Source organism: Streptomyces sp. NPDC051180 (assembly GCF_040689545.1).
Taxonomy (GTDB): domain Bacteria; phylum Actinomycetota; class Actinomycetes; order Streptomycetales; family Streptomycetaceae; genus Streptomyces.
Genome location: NZ_JBFBBC010000008.1, coordinates 257,860 through 274,809 on the forward strand (window position 1 = coordinate 257,860; position 16,950 = coordinate 274,809).

Below are 16,950 nucleotides of genomic sequence, written 5' to 3' on the forward strand. Positions count from 1 at the left end.
GCGCTCATGTCAGGAGCCTCCGTCGTGGGTGAGCAGGTGGAGCAGGGGGGCGTCGGGAAGGGCCTCGTCGCCCTCCCACGCCTGGGCGAGCGAGCCGACCGCGGCCAGATCGCCGAGGAGGACGCCCCCGACGAGCCGGTCGCCGCGGACGACGACCTTGCGGTAGGCGCTGCGCGTGGCGTCGGTCAGCTGGACGACGTCGTCGCCCGGCCGGGCCGTGACCTCGCCGAACGCGGCGAGGTCCAGCGGCTGCGCACCGCCGAGGGTGAGCCGGGTGAGCGCCCGGGTCCCGGTGTAGCGGGCGGCGTCCGACGCCGGGGGAGCGGTGGACGCGGCCGACTCCGCCAGGAGCAGATCGGCCAGCACGTCGGCCTGTTCGAGCGCCGGCCCGGCCAGCCCGTAGCTCCGGCCGCGGTGCTCCGCGCAGTCGCCGACCGCGTGGATGTACGGGTCGGAGGTCCGCAGCTCGTCGTCGACCACGATCCCGCCGGCGACGTCGAGCCCCGCCTCCCGGGCGAGGGCCACCCGGGGGCGGACCCCGCAGGCCAGGACGACGACCTGGGCGTCGAGCACGAAGCCGTCGGCGAGTTCGACCGCCGTGACCGCCCCGTCCCGCTGCCGCAGCCCGCTCACCCGGCACTCCGTGTGGACCTCGACCCCGAGGGACTCGACGTGTTCCCGCAGGAGCGCCGAGGCGTGGGCGTCGAGCTGGCGCTCCATCAGCCGCTCGCCCTGCTGGGTGAGGACGACCTCGGCGCCGAGTGCCGCGAGTGCCCGCGCCGCCGACACGCCGAGCAGTCCGCCGCCGATGACCACCGCCCGTACACCGGGCCGGACCACGGAGCGCAGCCCCAGGCAGTCGTCGAGCGTACGGAAGGGGTGGACGCCCTCCGGCAGCGCCGCCCCGCGCAGTCCGCGCAGCGGCGGCAGCACCGGGTTGGAGCCGGTGGCCAGGACCAGCCGGTCGTAGCCCACGAGCGAGCCGTCCGCGCAGGCGACGGTCCGGGCCGCGCGGTCGATCCGCACCGCCCGCACCCCGAGCCGGGCCGGCTCGCGGACCTCGGGCAGGGCGATCACCTCGGGGGCGTACCGCCCGGCGAGGACGTCGGCGAGCAGCACCCTGTTGTACGGTGCGTGCGGCTCCTCGCCGAGGAGGGTGACGGGCAGGCGCTGGGCGAGCCGGGCGCCCGCCGTTCCGCCCCCGACCACCACGATCCGTGTACTCATACCCGGAAGAGTGCGCGGCCGGTGTTTCCCGACGGCATCCCGACTGTTTCCCGTACGGAACGCTGATCTCCGTCCCCGGCCCGGCGGGCTGTGAGGGACCCGAAGCATTAACCGGCGGTCAGCCTCGCCTCAAGCCCGCCTTAAGGATGCGGGGGACCGGACTGAGCTGCGGATTCCCGTATACGGACGGACCTAGGGTGCCGCATGTGACCACCGAGGCCAGCCACCACCCTCTCTACGTGCCCCTGCGCGCCGAGTCGTCCTCCCCGCCGGCGACCGCCCCGGCACCCGAGCCGGCGCCCCGCCCCGTCCCGGCCCTGCGGCTCGCCCCCGACCGGCTGCGGAACGCGATCGCCGCCGGGGCGGGCGCCCTCGCCCTCCTCTGGGGAGTCCAGGCCCGCCCGTCCGCCCGGATCGACGCCCTCTTCGCGACCGGCGCCCACCTCACCGGCCTCCTCGCCGGATACGGCGTCCTCGTCCTCCTGCTGCTCATGGCGCGGATACCGGCCGTCGAGCACGGCGTCGGCGCCGACCGGCTCGCCCGGTGGCACGCCCGCGGCGGACGGCACGTCCTCGGCCTCATCGTCGCCCACGCGCTCCTCGCCCTCTGCGGCTACGCCGTCCACACCGGCACCGACCTCGTCACCGCCACCGGCGGCCTCCTCTCCTACGGGGCCATCGCCGCCGCCACCGCCGGCACCGGCCTCTTCGTCGCCGTCGGCGTCACCTCCGCGCGCGCCGTCCGCGGCCGGATCCGCCACGAGACCTGGCGGGCCGTCCACCTCGGCGCCCTCCTCGCCGCCGCCCTCGGCTTCGTCCACCAGCTCGCCGGCCCCGACCTCGCCTCCAGCCTCCTCACCCGCTGGCTCTGGTCGATGGCCCACGCCACCGTCGCCGTCCTCCTCCTCTGGTACCGCCTCGTCGTCCCCGTACGGGCCGCGCTCCGCCACGACCTGCGGGTCGTCGAGGTGCGCGGCGAGGGCCCCGGTGTCTTCTCCGTCCTCGTCCGGGGCAGGGGAGTGGCCCGGCTCCAGGCCGAACCCGGCCAGTTCTTCCGCTGGCGCTTCCTGCGCCGCGGCCTCTGGGCGACCGCCCTGCCCTTCTCCCTCTCCGCGCCCGTCCGCGACGACACCCTGCGGATCACCGTCAAGGCGCTCGGCGACCACACCCGCCGCATCCGGCGGCTGCGCCCCGGCACCCGCGTCCTGGCCACCGGCCCGTTCGGCGCCCTCACCGCCCACCGCCGCACCCGCCGCAAGGTCCTGCTCCTCGCCGGCGGCGTCGGCATCACCCCGATGCGCGCCCTCTTCGAGACCCTGCCCGGCGGGCCCGGCGACATCACCCTCCTCTACCGCGCCTCCGACGAGACCGGCCTCGTCCTGCGCGCCGAACTGGAGGCCATCGCCCGCGCCCGGCAGGCCGCCCTGCACTTCCTGCTCGGCCCCTCGGACGGCGCCTTCGACCCCCTCGCACCCCGCGCCCTGCGCCACCTCGTGCCCGACATCGCCGCCCACGACGTCTACCTGTGCGGACCGCCGGCCATGGCCCGGGCCGCGACCGAATCCCTGATCCGGGCCGGCGTGCCGGCCTCCCGCGTCCACAGCGAGGACTTCGACCATGCCTAGACACGGCGCTTCCCGCGTCTCCACCCTCCAGCGGACCCGCCGCCGGCTCGCGGCCGGACTCCTCGGCGCCGGAGCGCTCGCCGCGACCTTCCTCACCGCCGCCGTCACGCCCGCGGCGCCCCCGGCGCCCGACCGGGAACCCGGCGCGGCAACCTCAGACCTAGCTCAACGATCAGGGGATTGATGGACGGGCCATCGATCTTCTCCCTAGGCTCACGGCCATGCCCGAGATATCGCTGACCACCCTTGTCCTGCTCTGCCTCGCCGCGCTCGTGGCGGGCTGGATCGACGCCGTGGTCGGCGGCGGCGGACTGCTCCTGCTGCCCGCCCTGCTCCTCGGGGTCCCGCACGTGCCCGCGTCGCACATCCTCGGCACCAACAAGGCCGTCGCCATCGTGGGTACCACCGGGGCCGCCGTCACCTACGTCCGCAAGGCGCCCGTGCAGGTGTGGACGGCGGTGCGGATCGGGCTCGCGGCGCTCGCCGGTTCCATGGGCGGCGCCTTCTTCGCGGCCGGCATCAGCAGCGAGGTGCTGCGCCCGGTGATCATGGTGGTGCTGCTGGCGGTCGCCGCGTTCGTGATGCTGCGGCCGTCCTTCGGCGCGCGGGCCGCGGGGGAGGACCGGGCGCCGCTGACCCGGGCCAGGGTCGTCACCGCGATCGTGGTCGTCGGCGGCGGCATCGGCTTCTACGACGGCCTGTTCGGCCCGGGCACCGGCACCTTCCTCGTCCTGGCGCTGACGGCGGTGCTTCACCTGGACCTGGTGACCGCCTCCGCGACCGCGAAGATCGTCAACGTCTGCACCAACGCGGGCGCGCTCGCGATGTTCGCCTACCAGGGCAGCGTCTACTGGCAGCTGGCCGCCGTCATGGCCGTCTTCAACCTGGCGGGCGGGATGGTCGGCGCGCGGATGGCGCTGAGCAAGGGCGCCGAGTTCGTCCGCGGGGTCCTGCTCGTCGTGGTCCTCTCGCTGGTCGCGAAGCTCGCCTTCGACCAGTGGGCGTGACGCCCGGGGCTACCGGACCCCGATCAGATGGCCGAAGGCGACCACGTTCCCCTGGTAGCCGTTCTTCTTCGAGAAGCCGCCGCCACAGGTGATCACCCGGATCTCGGCGCGGTCCGCCTCGTCGTACACCTTGTCGTTCGGGAAGTCGGCGTTGCCGTAGACCTCGACCGCGTCGACGGTGAAGACGGCGGTCCGGCCGTCCTGCCGGTCCACCTCGATCCGGTGGCCCTTCCTCAGCGCGCCCAGCGTGTAGAACACGGCGGGGCCGTCGGCGTTGTCGACGTGGCCCGCGACGATCGCGGTGCCCTTCGCGCCGGGCGTGGTGCCGTTCTCGTACCAGCCGGCCATGTTCCGGTTCCCGGCCGGCGGCACGTCGAGGGCGCCGTCCTCGCCGATGCCGAGCCCCATCATCGGGGTGTCGACGTCGGTCTCCGGGATGCGCAGCCGTACCGGCGACGACGGCGGCAGCGGATCGGCGGCCGCGTCGGTGTGCACGCTCGGCCCGGCGGCGAACGCCTGCGCGGCCGACGGTACGGGCGGGGTGACGTTCTCCGAGCCGTTCTGGACGAGCCAGAGTCCGACGCCGGCGGCCACGGCTATGCCCCAGCCCTTGGTCCTGTTGCTCACCTGGAATCCTTCGCAGTCCCGTGCGGCGTGCCGCGTGTGGCCCTGCCCCCGCCGAGCCGTGTTCGGGCGCTCGGCGGGGGCAGGGCGGGCGGTGCTCTCAGTGCCCCCGCGCGCCGCTCGCCCGGCGACGCAGGAGCAGGGCACCGCCCACGGCAGCCGCGGCCAGCACCGCCGCGCCCGCCGTGATCTGGGCGGTGTCGGGGCCCACACTGCCCCCGACACCGGTCTGTACGTGCCCGCTCGGGCTCCGGTGCTTGACGATCAGATCGCCCCGGGCCGTCCTGCCGTTGTCGCAGGCGACGCCGATCCAGTACGAGCCGGCCTTGACGTGCTCCGGCACCCTGAACTGCCCGACCACGACCTCCTTGTGCGTGCTCGGATTCAGCTGGAACTCGCCCGCACCGAGCGAGTTCGCGTCGCCGACCCCGTGCCCGTGCTTGCCGCACGCGAGGGTGTTGACGGTGACGGTGGTGCCGGGCGAAGCGGTCGACGGGTAGATCTCCAGGGACTCGGAGCTGTCGTTGTTCGCGTACGCTCCGGGGGCGGCGAACGCCCCGAGCGCCAGGACCGTCAGCGCGGTACCGGTGAACAGGCGGGCAGTGGTGCGCATGGGGATCCTCCGGGGCGCGCGAGCGGTCGAGCCGGGCGGTCCTCCCGGGAGGGACATCCCGGGAACGGACCTTCTGTGACCGAGATAAAGGCCGCGCCGCGCCCACCGCCTGCTGATGGGCCGTCAGGATTGCGCCGTCCGATACGGCGTGTCGACTGGAGTTCCCGCGTTTCCGCAGCTCAGGGCCGGTTTCGAGGTGTCGGCTGACACGCCGTGCCGAACGGGTGACCCCGCGGCTCCTAACCGATCCCGGTCAGGCCGCCGATCGCCTCCAGGGCCCACTGCTGCGTGCCCGCCGCCGCGCCGGACGCCACGCCCGTGGCGAGCGCGCCCCGCAGCAGGGCGAGCGCGCGCCGCAGCCTGCCCGGCTCGACGGGCTCCGGCCCGGTGATCTCCGCCAGGACCTCCTCGGCCGCCTCCCGGGCCTCCTGGCGGTCCTGCTCGGCGAGCCCGGCCTCGGGGAGCCGGCGGAGGATGTCGCCGACCCGCTCGGCGAGCTCCTCGTATCCGGGTGCGACCGTGCCGTCGTTCCGCTGGTTCTGGCTGACGGTCTCGTTGTTCCAGGCGAACTGGGAGCGGGAGACGGAGCCGTGGAAGACCGGTCCGTCGGGGCGGGGGGTGTCCTGGGGCTCGTTCATCGGGGGGAGTCGTCTCCTTCGGTCCGCAGGTGCTGGCTGACGTGGTCGTTGTCCCAGGCGAACTGGGCGTCGTGGACGTCCCCGTGGATCACCGGGCCGAGGAACCGGTTGACGATCGTCGGGGCCGGAGCGGCGGGCGGCGCCGCCCGGTGGACCACCCGGAGCCCGGAGCGCAGCGCGACCAGGTCGACGCGGCCGTTGTGCACGACCGCCGCGCCCCGCTCCCCGCTCACCGAGCACTCCGCGAGGCGCCCGCTGCTCTCCTCGTCGAAGACCGCCCCGGCGACCGCGCAGTCGGTGAAGTCGCCCCCCTCGACGTCCAGGTACGCGGAGTCCTTGGCGGAGATCCCGACCCCCTCGGAGCCGGTGACCGTGAGGTTCCGGGCGAGGAGCCTGCCGTTCCCGATCCCGCCGACCCCGCCGCCGGTCACCGCCCGGACCTCGCAGTCGTACACGAAGAGCTGGGCGTCCTCGGCCACGCCGAACCCGACCGTGCCGCGTTCGGCCGTCACACGCCGGAGGGTGACCCTGGACTGTCCGGCGGCCGTCACCGCGGGCAGCCGGAAGTCGCGGAACGTCGTGTCGGCGAGGTCGGCGGTGGTGCCGCCGTCGCCCCGGGTGTCCAGGCCGGTCGGGCAGCGCTCCACGCGCAGGTGCTCGAACACGCCCCGGGACCCGTCCCAGACCCGCAGCGCGCTGCCCGTCAGGTCCTCGACCGTGCTGTGGGCGAAGCGGCCCCGGGCGCCCCCGGTGACCGCGATGCCGACGTTCCCCCGGGCGACCCGGCAGCCGCGCACCTCCGGCGCGCCGCCGTCCGTCGCGAACACGGCGACGTTCCCCGAGTCCAGGACCTCGCAGTCCTCGAACCGGCCCCTGGCGTCGGTCTGCACGTTGATGCCGGTGTCCCGGCAGTCGGCGAGGACGCAGCCGCGCACCACCGGGTCCGCTCCGCTCGCCGCCGCGATCCCGTGCCGCGCGTCGGTGACGCGCGTGCGGTCGACGGAGCCCCGGGACTGCTCGATGAACATGACCCCCTCCGCGTGCACGGTGGTGATCACGCAGTCCGCCACCGTCAGATGGGCCCCGGTGTCCGCCATGAGGGCCGCCCGCCCGGTGCCGGTCAGCTCGCAGCCGACGACCTCCGCCTGCGCGTCGCTGACCCGCAGGCCGTGGATCCGGCTGCCCTCGATCCTGCTGTCGCCGACCCGGACGCGCGCTCCGGCGACGACGGCGATCGCGTTGTCCGCGGCGTCGGTGAAGCGGCACCGCTCGACCAGCCCCGCGGCCCCGGAGAAGAGCGTCCGGCCGTGCGCGACCACGCTGTCCCGCAGGGTGACGGAGGCGTGCGGACCGGCGTGCAGGGCGACGCCTCCCGTCGCCCGGATCTCGGTGTGCTCCAGGGTCAGGGTGCCCGCCGGGCAGGCGACGGCGTCCGCGTCGCGGCCGACCAGGGTGAGCCCGTGGACCCGGACCCGTCCGGCCGCCTCCAGAGCGGCGCCCCGGTGCCGGCCGACGACCACGGTCCCCGGGCCCTCGGCGGCGACCAGCCGCACCTCGCCCCGGACGACGAGCGTCTCCTCGTACCGCCCGGGGGCGATCTCGACCAGCGCGGGCCGGCCCCGCTGCGCCGCCGCGTGGAGGGCCGAGGAGATGTCGCGGTGGGCCCTGCGGCCCCCGTGCGGTGAGACGACGTACCTCGCGACCATGCCGATCCCCCGATCGTCCTCGTCCTACAGCGCGACCCACTCCACGGAGTCGTACGCCGAGTACACCCGTCCCATCAGCTCCTCGTCCACCGGGAAGACGACCTCGTCGATCGCCGTGACGGGCGCGAGCGAACGGGAGTTGGTGACGAGCGCGGCCCGGTAGCCCGCGAGATCGGCCAGGTGGACCGGACGCCGCACCGACGGCAGCCGGGCCGAGAGCAGGGACATGGCGATGCCCTCCAGACAGGGCGCGGACGGCCAGACCAGCGAAGTCCCGTCCCAGAAGGCGATGTTGGTGATGGCGCCCTCGGCGATCTCGCCGTCGGGAGAGGTCAGCACGGCCTCGTCGAAGCCGGCGCGCACGGCCGCCTCGCGGTGGTAGCTCTGGCCGAAGCCGCCCAGGTGCTTGATGTGCGGGGCGGGGCGCCAGTACGCGGCGGAGGCCAGCCGCTGCGGGGCGCCGGGGCCGTCCGGGGCCGGCACGGCGACGGTCACCGCGACGCGGACGCCCGGGTACACGTACACCCGCAGCGAGGCGTCCCGCTGCCCGGCCCGCTCCAGGGCCCCGGCGGCCAGGGCCCGGACCTCCTCGCCGTCGAGCCCCCGGCCGAAGAGCTCGCGGGTGGAGCGGTCGAGACGCGCCAGATGCAGGTCGAGCCCCTTCACGCGGCCGTCCCGCACCTGCATCGCCGTGAAGTGGCCGAAGCCGGTCATGACGGCGGCCAGCAGCTCCGGGTCGGCCACCGGGGCGCCGTCGATCTCGATGTGCGCGGGCGGAGTCGTCATGCCCTCACCGTACGTCCCGGGAAAGGGCCTTGGGGGAGACGCTTGACCTCAACCAAACTTGAGGTACCACGATCATCCGCATGGACCTCACGCACACCACCGCGCCCGCCGCCACGCCGGCCCCCCTGACCCTCGCCCTGATCATCGCGAGCGACCGCGAAGGCCGCTTCGGGCCCGTCGTCGCCGACTGGTTCCGCTCCCGGCTCGCCGAGCGCGAGGACTTCACCGTCACCGTCGTCGACCTCGCCGAGGCCGACCTCCCGACCTCCCTCTCCCCGAACCCCTCCCCGGAGGTCCGCGTCGCGCTCGCCGCGATCTCCCCGCGCCTGGCCGACGCCGACGCCTTCGTCGTCCTCACCCCGGAGTACAACCACTCCTTCCCCGCCGCCCTCAAGAACCTCATCGACCGCCACTACACCGAGTGGCAGGCCAAGCCCGTCGGGTTCGTCTCCTACGGCGGCATCTCCGGCGGACTGCGCGCCGTCGAGCAACTCCGCCAGGTCTTCGCCGAGATGCACGCCGTGACCGTCCGCGACACCGTCTCCTTCCACCACGCCCACGGCCAGTTCGACGACGACGGGAACCACCGGGACCCGGCCGCCGCCGACGGCGCGGCCAAGGTCCTCCTCGACCAGCTCGGCTGGTGGGGGCACGCCCTGAGGAACGCCAAGTCCGTCCGCCCGTACGGCTCGTGAGGACATCCCGTCATGCTGCTGCGGCTCCTCGTCCCCCGCCTCAGGCCCTACGGCCCCCTCCTCGCCCTGCTGATCGCCCTCCAGCTCGTCCAGACCCTCGCCTCGCTCACCCTGCCCACCCTCAACGCCGGCGTCATCGACCAGGGCGTCCTGCGCGGGGACACCGGCCGGGTCCTCTCCGGCGGCGCCGCGATGACCGCCGTCACCCTCCTCCAGGCGGTGGCGGCCGCGGCCGCCACGTACACCGGGGCCAGGATCGCCATGGGCGTCGCCCGCGACCTGCGGTCCGAGGTCTTCCGGCGGGTCCAGGAATTCTCCGCCCGGGAGCGCGGCCGCTTCGGCGCCGCCTCCCTCGTCACCCGCACCACCAACGACGTCCAGCAGATCCAGACGTTCGCCGTCCTCGCCCTGACCATGCTGGTCGCCGCACCGCTGCTCTGCGTCGGCGGGATCGCCCTGGCCCTGCGCCAGGACGTGCCGCTCGCCCTCCTCCTGGTCCTCTTCGTGCCGGTGATGGCGGGCGCGGTCGGCACCGTCGTCCTGCGCATGCGGCCGCTCTTCCGGGGCATGCAGGAGCGGATCGACCGGGCCAACCGGGTCCTGCGCGAGCAGATCACCGGCGTCCGGGTGGTGCGCGCCTTCGTCCGCGACCGGCACGAGCGGGCCCGGTTCGGCGCCGCCAACGACGATCTGCTGGCCGTCGGCCTCCGGGCCGGCCGGCTCCAGGCCCTCATGTTCCCCACGGTCCTGATCGTCTGGCAGCTCACGACCGTGGCCCTCGTGTACGCCGGCGCCCACCGCATCGACTCCGGCGCCCTCCAGCCCGGCGGGCTCTTCGCCTTCCTCGGCTACCTGCTCCAGACGTCCCTGTCCGTGATGATGGTCCTCTTCCTCCTGATGCACATGCCACGGGCCGAAGCCGGGGCCGAGCGGGTCCGCGAGGTCCTCGCCACCCGGCCCTCGGTCGCCCCGCCGGCCCACCCCGTCCGCGTCCTCCACGGCGCCGGCCGGCTGGAGGTCAGGAACGCGGACTTCCGGTACCCCGGCGCGGAGGAGCCGGTCCTGACGGACGTCGCCCTGGTCGCCCGCCCCGGCGAGACCACCGCGATCATCGGCTCCACCGGCAGCGGCAAGTCCACCCTCCTCGGACTCGTCCCCCGCCTCTTCGACGCCACCGGCGGCCAGGTCCTCGTCGACGGCGTCGACGTCCGCACCCTCGACCCCCACCTCATGGCCAGGACCGTCGGCCTCGTCCCCCAGAAGCCCTACCTCTTCTCCGGGACCGTCGCCACCAACCTCCGCTACGGCAAGCCCGACGCCACCGACGAAGAACTCTGGCACGCCCTCGACGTCGCCCAGGCGGCCGACTTCGTCCGCGGCCTCGACGACGGCCTCGACGCGCCCGTCTCCCAGGGCGGCGCCAACCTCTCCGGCGGCCAGCGGCAGCGGCTCGCCATCGCCCGCGTCCTCGTCGCCCGCCCCCGGCTCTACCTCTTCGACGACTCCTTCTCCGCCCTCGACCCCGGGACCGACGCCCGGCTCCGCGCCGCCCTGCGCCGGGAGACCGCCGACGCGACCGTCGTCATCGTCGCCCAGCGCGTCTCCACCATCCGGGACGCCGACCGGATCGTCGTCCTGGACCGGGGCCGCACCGCCGGCACCGGCACCCACACGTCCCTCCTGCGCGACAACCCCACCTACCGGGAGATCGTCCTCTCCCAGCTCACCGAGGAGGAAGCCGCATGAGCACGGCGACCGCGACCCGCGCCTCCGGGTCCGCCACCGCTCCCGCCCGCACCGGCCCGCCGCCCCCGCGCGGCCCCGGCCTCCCCGTCCCCTCCCACGAGCGCTCCCTCTCCTTCCGCGCCTCGGGTCTCCGGCTGCTGCGGACCCTCGCCCCCGACCGGGCCCGGCTGCTCGCCGTCGTCGCCGCGGGCGCCGCCGCGGTCTCCCTCTCCGTCCTCGCTCCGCTCCTCCTCGGCCGCGCCACCGACCTCGTCGTCACCGGGGCCACCGGCCCCGCCGGCGTCGACTTCGCGGCCGTCGGCCGGATCCTCGCCCTCTCCGTCGCCGTCGTCGCCGGCTCCTCCGGCCTCACCTGGATCCAGCTGCGGATCGCGACCACCGTCGTCCAGCGGGCCGGGCACCGGCTCCGCGAACGGGCCCAGCACAAGCTGGCGAGGCTGCCCCTCGCCTACCTCGACGGACAGCCGCGCGGCGAGGTCCTCTCCCGCACCACCAACGACATCGACAACATCACGCAGACCCTCCAGCAGGCCCTCAGCCAGATGACCCGCGCCCTGCTGACCTTGGCCGGCGTCCTCGTGATGATGTTCTGGATCTCCCCGGTGCTCGCCCTCGTCGGCCTCGCCACCGTGCCCCTCTCGGTCGCCGTCGCCGGCCTCGTCGGCCGCCGCGCGCAGCCGCAGTTCACGCAGCAGTGGGCGGTCACCGGCCGGCTCGGCAGCCACGTCGAGGAGATGATCACCGGGCACACCGAGGTCGTCGCCTTCGGCCGCCGCGACGAGGCCGTGCGCCGCTTCGACGAACTCGGCGAGGAGCTGTACCGGGCGAGCTTCCGCGCCCAGTTCGTCTCCGGCTTCATCCAGCCCGCCCTGACCCTCGTCGGCAACCTGAACTACGTCGCCATCGCCGTCGTCGGCGGCCTGCGGGTGGCGAGCGGCACGCTGAGCGTCGGCGACGTGCAGGCATTCGTCCAGTACTCGTACGACTTCAACGGCCCGCTCACCCAGGTCGCCGCCATGGCCAACCTCCTCCAGTCCGGAGTGGCCTCCGCCGAGCGGGTCTTCGACCTCCTCGACGCCGAGGAGGAGTCCCCGGACCCGGCCCGCCCCGACCGGCCCGCCGCCCTCCGCGGCCGCGTCTCCTTCGAGAAGGTCGCCTTCCGCTACGAGGAGGGCCGCCCGCTCATCGAGGACCTGTCGCTCACCGTCGAGCCCGGCCGGACCGTCGCCATCGTCGGCCCCACCGGCGCCGGCAAGACGACCCTGGTCAACCTGCTCCTGCGCTTCCACGAGGTGACCGGCGGCCGCATCACCCTCGACGGCGTCGACACCGCCGCCATGACCCGGGAGGAGCTGCGCTCCGCCACCGGCATGGTCCTCCAGGACACCTGGCTCTTCGGCGGCACCATCGCCGACAACATCGCCTACGGGGTACCCGGCGAGGTCTCCCGCGAGCGGATCGTCGAGGCCGCGCGGGCCGCGCACGCCGACCGCTTCGTGCGCACCCTGCCCGACGGCTACGACACCGTCCTCGACGAGGACGGCGGCGGCCTCAGCGCCGGGGAGAAGCAGCTGGTCACCCTCGCCCGCGCCTTCCTCTCCGACCCGGTGATCCTCGTCCTCGACGAGGCCACCAGCTCCGTCGACACCCGCACCGAACTCCTCGTCCAGCAGGCCATGGCCTCGCTGCGGGCCGGCCGCACCAGCTTCGTCGTCGCCCACCGGCTCTCCACGATCCGCGACGCCGACACGATCCTGGTCATGGAGGACGGATCGATCGCCGAACAGGGCGGCCACGAGGAACTCCTCGCCGCCCGGGGCGCCTACGCCCGGCTGCACGCGGCCCAGTTCGCCCGTACGGTGGAGACGTGATCGTCACCGTCACCACCACCATCGACGCGCGCGCCAAGGCCGAGGCCCTGGCGCGCGGCGCCGTCGAGGCCCGGCTCGCCGCCTGCGCGCAGGTCACGGGGCCCGTCACCTCCGTCTACCACTGGCGGAACGCGATCGAGACCGCCGAGGAGTGGCAGGTGGTGTTCAAGACCACCGAGGCCCGCTACCCCCTCCTGGAGGCGCACCTCCTCGCCGCCCACGACTACGAGACGCCCGAGATCCTCGCCACCCGGGTGACCCGGGCCGGCGAGGGGTACGCCCGCTGGGTCGAGCGGGAGACCTCGCCGGCGGCACCGGCCGAGGAGCTCGCGCACGCCGGCGACGAGCTGCCGTTCTTCGTGTACGGGACGCTGCGGCCCGGCGCGTACAACCACGACCGGTTCCTCGCCGGCCGGATCGGCAGCGAGGCGGACGCCGTGCTGCACGGGGCGGTCCTGCACGACGGACCCGGCTATCCCTACGTCGTCCCGGCGGAGCGCGGCCAGGTGGTCGGCACCCTGCTCACGCCCGCCCAGGGCGCCTACGGCGAACTCTTCGGCCTGCTCGACCGCCTCGAACTGCCCGTCGGGTACGAGCGGGTCGCGAAGGACGTCGTCCGGGTACGGGACGGGGCGCAGGTGCCCGCCTGGGTGTTCCTGGCGGCGCCGGACGCGCCCCTCGGCCCGGTCATCGAGAGCGGCGACTGGTTCAGCCGGTAGCCTCCCCGGCCCCGGCCGGCTCCACGCGCACCGCGCACACCTTGAACTCCGGCATCCGGGAGACCGGGTCCAGCGCCGGGTTCACCAGGGTGTTCGCCCGGCCCTCGCCCGCCCAGTGGAACGGCATGAAGACCGTGTCCGGCCGGATCGCCGTCGTGATCCGGGCGGGCGCGACCGCCCGCCCGCGCCGCGAGACCACCGCGAGCCGCTCGCCCTCGGCCACCCCGAGCCGCTCGGCGAGCCGCGGGTGGAGCTCCACGAAGGGGCCGGGGGCCGCCGCGTTCAGCTCGTCGACCCGCCGGGTCTGCGCCCCCGACTGGTACTGGGACACCACCCGGCCGGTGGTCAGGACCACCGGGTACTCGGCGTCCGTCTCCTCGGCCGCCGCCCGGTGCACCACCGGCACGAACCGGGCCCGCCCGTCGGGCGTCGCGAACCGGTCCAGGAAGAGCCGCGGGCTGCCCGCGTGGCCCTCGTCCGGGCAGGGCCAGAAGACCCCCTGCTCCTCCTCGATGCGGCGGTAGCTGATGCCCGCGTAGTCGGCGGGGCCGCCCGCCGAGGCGCGGCGCAGCTCCTCGAAGACCTCCTCGGCGTCGGCCGGGAAGCCCTTCTCCCAGCCGAGCAGCCCGGCCAGCGCGTGCAGCACCTCCAGGTCGCTCCTGACGCCCGCGGGAGGGGTGAGGGCGCGGCGGCGCAGCAGCACCCTGCCCTCCAGGTTCGTCATGGTGCCGGTCTCCTCCGCCCACTGGGTCACGGGCAGGACCACGTCGGCGAGCGCGGCGGTCTCGGAGAGCACCACGTCGGCGACGGCGAGGAAGTCCAGCGACCTCAGCCGCCCCTCGACGTGCCCGGCGCGCGGCGCGGAGACCACCGGGTTGGAGCCCATCAGCAGCAGCGCCTTCACCTCGCCGCCGAGCGCGTCGAGGAGTTCGTACGCGCTCCGCCCGGGGCCCGGCAGCGACTCCGGCGGGACGCCCCAGACCCCGGCGACGTGCGCGCGGGCGGCGGGGTCGTCGAGCTTGCGGTAGCCGGGGAGCTGGTCGGCCTTCTGGCCGTGCTCGCGGCCGCCCTGGCCGTTGCCCTGGCCGGTGAGGCAGCCGTAGCCGCTGAGCGGCCGGCCCGCCCGGCCGGTGGCGAGGCAGAGGTTGATCCAGGCGCCGACGGTGTCGGTGCCCTTGGACTGCTGCTCGGGGCCGCGCGCGGTCAGGACCATGGCGCTCCCGGCGTCGCAGAACATCGCGACGGCCTCGCGCAGCTGCGGCACGGACACCCCGGTGATCCGCTCGACCTGTTCGGGCCAGTGCGCCATCGCCCCGGCGCGGGCGGCGGCCCAGCCGTCGGTGCGCTCCTCGACGAACGCCTCGTCCACCCGGCCCTCGGCCACCACCAGGTGGAGCATGCCGAGGGCGAGCGCCAGGTCGGTGCCGGGGCGCGGGGCGAGGTGCAGGTCGGCCTGTTCGGCGGTGCGGGTGCGGCGCGGGTCGACGACGATCAGCCGGCCGCCGTTCTCCTTCAGCTCGGTGAGGTAGCGCAGGGCGGGCGGCATCGTCTCGGCGAGGTTGGAGCCGACGAGGATCACGCAGCCCGTCCTCGGGATGTCCTCCAGCGGGAAGGGGAGCCCCCGGTCGAGGCCGAAGGCCCGCTGGTGCGCGGCGGCCGCGGAGGACATGCAGAAGCGGCCGTTGTAGTCGATCTGCGAGGTGCCGAGGACGAGACGGGCGAACTTGCCCAGGGTGTACGCCTTCTCGTTGGTGAGACCGCCGCCGCCGAAGACCCCCACGGCATCGGGACCGTGGTCGGCGCGGGTCCGGCGCAGCCCGTCGGCGACGGCGGCGAGCGCCTCCTCCCAGGTCGCGGGCCGCAGCGCCCCCGTGTCAGGGCATCGGACCAGGGGCTCGGTGAGCCGGACCCGGGAGGAGAGTACGGAGGGGGCGGTGCGGCCCTTGCCGCACAGCGCGCCCCGGTTGACGGGGAACCCGGTCCGCTCGACCACCTCGGCGGGCAGCTCCGGGGTGCCGGTGGGGCGGAGCGACATGCCGCACTGCAGGGCGCAGTAGGGGCAGTGGGTGGGGACCGTGGTGGCGTCGGACATGCGGCCAGCCTGCGTCCGCCGTGTTACGCGGGGCGGCGCCGCGTATTACGGGCGCGGTGCTCTCCGCTCCGCTCACCGCCGGCCGGGAGGTGAGGCCGGCGCCTGGGCCCGGGCGGAGGCCAGCGCCTCCGTGACGCCCTTCTCCGTGGGGCCGAGGAAGTGCGGGTCGGGGCGCAGGCCCGCGTCGAGGGCGGCCTTGCCGGCCGCGACGAGCTCCCGGGTCGTGCCGTAGTACCAGGTGGCGTCGTGGGGTTCGGGGACCCCGACGCCGTACGCGTCGACGCCCGCCCGGCCGCAGAGCGCGACGGCCCGCTTGATGTGGAAGTCCTGGGTGACGAGGACGGCCCGGTCCACGCCGAAGACCTTCCGGGCCCGGACGCAGGAGTCCCAGGTGTCGAAGCCCGCGTAGTCGCTGACGATCCGGCCGTCCGGCACCCCGCGCGCGGTGAGGTAGGCGCGCATGGCGCTCGGCTCGTCGTATGCGGTCCTGCTGTTGTCGCCGGTGACGAGCAGCACCCGCACCTTGCCCGTCCGGTAGAGCTCGGCGGCGGCGTCGAGCCGGTGCGCGAGGTAGGGGGTGGGGCGCCCCCTCCACAGGCCGGCGCCGAAGACGACGGCGACGTCCCGGGCGGGCACGTCGGCGGTGGTACGGAGCTTCCCGGCGGCGGCGGTGTGCATCCAGGTGGCGGGCAGGAGCGCAAGGACGGCGCCCAGCATCACGGCCTGGACGGTGCGGCGGCGGGCCCGGGTGGTGCGGGGGACGAACCGGGTGAGCCGTGCCGGCATGCGGGAACCTCCGGGGGAGTGCGGTCGGTGAGGGACTGTCACCCCGTCCGACGCCGCTCGGCGGCGTTCGGTTCGCCCGGCGCCCGGTGTGTTCCGTACAACACACCGGCCAGGACCAGGCCGAGCAGCATCCCGCACAGCTGGGCGACGGCGTAGGCGGGCACCGAGGCGGGGGCGATGCCGGTGAAGGAGTCGGAGAACGCGCGGCCGAGGGTGGCCGCCGGATTGGCGAAGGAGCCGGAGGAGGTGAACCAGATCGCCGCGCCGATGTAGCCCGCGACGGCGAGCGGCGCGAGTCCCGGGCGGCCGATGTGGCGCAGGCCCTGGACGACCAGGACGAGCCCCGCCGTGGCGACCGCCTCCCCGAGGAGCAGGTGCAGGGCCGAGCGCGGCTCGGTGGCCCACGCGCCGGGCGCCCGCCCGAACATGGCCTCGGCGAGCACGGCCCCGGCGACGGCCCCGGCCAGCTGGGCGGCGATGTACGCGAGGGCCTCGCGACCGCCGCGCTCGGGGCGCCGCGACCACCACTCGGAGAGCGTCACGACGGGGTTGAAGTGGGCTCCGGAGAGCGGGCCGATCAGGGCGATGAGCAGGCCGAGGCCGAGCGCGGACGCGGCGGCGTTGGCGAGGAGCCGGACGCCGATGTCCTGGCTGAGGGAGTCGGCGCGGATGCCGGAGCCGACGACGACGGCGACGAGGGCGGCGGTGCCGATGAACTCGGCGGCGGCGCGCCGGGGGAGCGCGGGCGGGGACATTCTCATAGTGGAAAAGATATTCCGTGATTCGGAATGAAAAAAGAGGGGAGGGGGAGGAGT

At 74.9% G+C, this 16,950-nt stretch carries 15 protein-coding genes; 6 read left to right on the forward strand and 9 right to left on the reverse strand.

What is annotated here, in order from left to right:
• Window positions 1-9: 9 nt before the first annotated feature.
• The gene (locus AB0424_RS17215) at window positions 10-1,227 is read right to left on the reverse strand and encodes an FAD-dependent oxidoreductase (RefSeq protein ID WP_366306153.1); all 1,218 of its coding nucleotides are present in this window, start codon (window positions 1,225-1,227) and stop codon (window positions 10-12) included.
• A 206-nt stretch (window positions 1,228-1,433) separates the two neighbouring features.
• Between AB0424_RS17215 and AB0424_RS17220 the strand changes: the two genes are divergently transcribed.
• Both AB0424_RS17220 and AB0424_RS17225 read left to right on the forward strand, forming a co-directional pair.
• Window positions 1,434-2,852, forward strand: a complete 1,419-nt coding sequence (locus AB0424_RS17220; RefSeq protein WP_366306155.1) for a ferric reductase-like transmembrane domain-containing protein — start codon at window positions 1,434-1,436, stop codon at window positions 2,850-2,852.
• A 221-nt stretch (window positions 2,853-3,073) separates the two neighbouring features.
• Window positions 3,074-3,859, forward strand: a complete 786-nt coding sequence (locus AB0424_RS17225; RefSeq protein WP_366306156.1) for a TSUP family transporter — start codon at window positions 3,074-3,076, stop codon at window positions 3,857-3,859.
• A gap of 9 nt (window positions 3,860-3,868) precedes the next feature.
• Here AB0424_RS17225 and AB0424_RS17230 read toward each other — a convergent pair whose 3' ends face one another.
• The 5 genes from AB0424_RS17230 to AB0424_RS17250 form a co-directional block, all read right to left on the reverse strand.
• On the reverse strand, window positions 3,869-4,486 hold the full coding sequence (locus AB0424_RS17230) for a class F sortase (RefSeq protein WP_366306158.1): 618 nt from the start codon (window positions 4,484-4,486) through the stop codon (window positions 3,869-3,871).
• Window positions 4,487-4,583: 97 nt separating this feature from the next.
• Window positions 4,584-5,096: a hypothetical protein gene (locus tag AB0424_RS17235; RefSeq protein WP_366306160.1), complete on the reverse strand. Its 513-nt coding sequence runs from the start codon at window positions 5,094-5,096 to the stop codon at window positions 4,584-4,586.
• Between the two features lie 239 nt (window positions 5,097-5,335).
• On the reverse strand, window positions 5,336-5,734 hold the full coding sequence (locus tag AB0424_RS17240; protein WP_366306162.1) for a hypothetical protein: 399 nt from the start codon (window positions 5,732-5,734) through the stop codon (window positions 5,336-5,338).
• Window positions 5,731-7,440 carry a right-handed parallel beta-helix repeat-containing protein gene (locus AB0424_RS17245; protein WP_366306164.1) on the reverse strand — a complete coding sequence of 570 codons (1,710 nt, stop codon included), beginning with the start codon at window positions 7,438-7,440 and terminating at the stop codon, window positions 5,731-5,733. Before AB0424_RS17245 ends, AB0424_RS17240 begins: the two co-directional genes overlap by 4 nt.
• 24 nt (window positions 7,441-7,464) lie before the next feature.
• Entirely contained in the window at window positions 7,465-8,226 is a 762-nt protein-coding gene (locus AB0424_RS17250) for an aminotransferase class IV (RefSeq protein WP_366306166.1), read from the reverse strand.
• An 80-nt stretch (window positions 8,227-8,306) separates the two neighbouring features.
• Between AB0424_RS17250 and AB0424_RS17255 the strand changes: the two genes are divergently transcribed.
• The 4 genes from AB0424_RS17255 to cutA are packed head-to-tail and all read left to right on the forward strand — an operon-like array spanning window position 8,307 to window position 13,257.
• On the forward strand, window positions 8,307-8,921 hold the full coding sequence (locus tag AB0424_RS17255; protein ID WP_366306167.1) for an NAD(P)H-dependent oxidoreductase: 615 nt from the start codon (window positions 8,307-8,309) through the stop codon (window positions 8,919-8,921).
• A 12-nt stretch (window positions 8,922-8,933) separates the two neighbouring features.
• Window positions 8,934-10,667, forward strand: coding sequence for an ABC transporter ATP-binding protein (locus AB0424_RS17260; RefSeq protein ID WP_366306169.1), 1,734 nt, complete (start codon window positions 8,934-8,936; stop codon window positions 10,665-10,667).
• A complete protein-coding gene (locus AB0424_RS17265) occupies window positions 10,664-12,538 on the forward strand; it encodes an ABC transporter ATP-binding protein (RefSeq protein ID WP_366306171.1) in 1,875 nt (624 codons plus the stop codon). Before AB0424_RS17260 ends, AB0424_RS17265 begins: the two co-directional genes overlap by 4 nt.
• Window positions 12,535-13,257 carry a divalent cation tolerance protein CutA gene (gene cutA / locus AB0424_RS17270; protein WP_366306173.1) on the forward strand — a complete coding sequence of 241 codons (723 nt, stop codon included), beginning with the start codon at window positions 12,535-12,537 and terminating at the stop codon, window positions 13,255-13,257. The genes AB0424_RS17265 and cutA overlap by 4 nt, the downstream gene beginning before the upstream one ends.
• On the opposite strand, the gene AB0424_RS17275 is transcribed toward cutA, so the two are convergent.
• The 3 genes from AB0424_RS17275 to AB0424_RS17285 form a co-directional block, all read right to left on the reverse strand.
• On the reverse strand, window positions 13,247-15,349 hold the full coding sequence (locus AB0424_RS17275) for a molybdopterin oxidoreductase family protein (protein WP_366306175.1): 2,103 nt from the start codon (window positions 15,347-15,349) through the stop codon (window positions 13,247-13,249). The genes cutA and AB0424_RS17275 overlap by 11 nt on opposite strands.
• A gap of 72 nt (window positions 15,350-15,421) precedes the next feature.
• Window positions 15,422-16,135: an ElyC/SanA/YdcF family protein gene (locus tag AB0424_RS17280; protein ID WP_366306178.1), complete on the reverse strand. Its 714-nt coding sequence runs from the start codon at window positions 16,133-16,135 to the stop codon at window positions 15,422-15,424.
• Between the two features lie 38 nt (window positions 16,136-16,173).
• Complete coding sequence (locus tag AB0424_RS17285; RefSeq protein ID WP_366306179.1) at window positions 16,174-16,896, reverse strand: aquaporin; 723 nt, start codon at window positions 16,894-16,896, stop codon at window positions 16,174-16,176.
• Window positions 16,897-16,950: the final 54 nt, after the last annotated feature.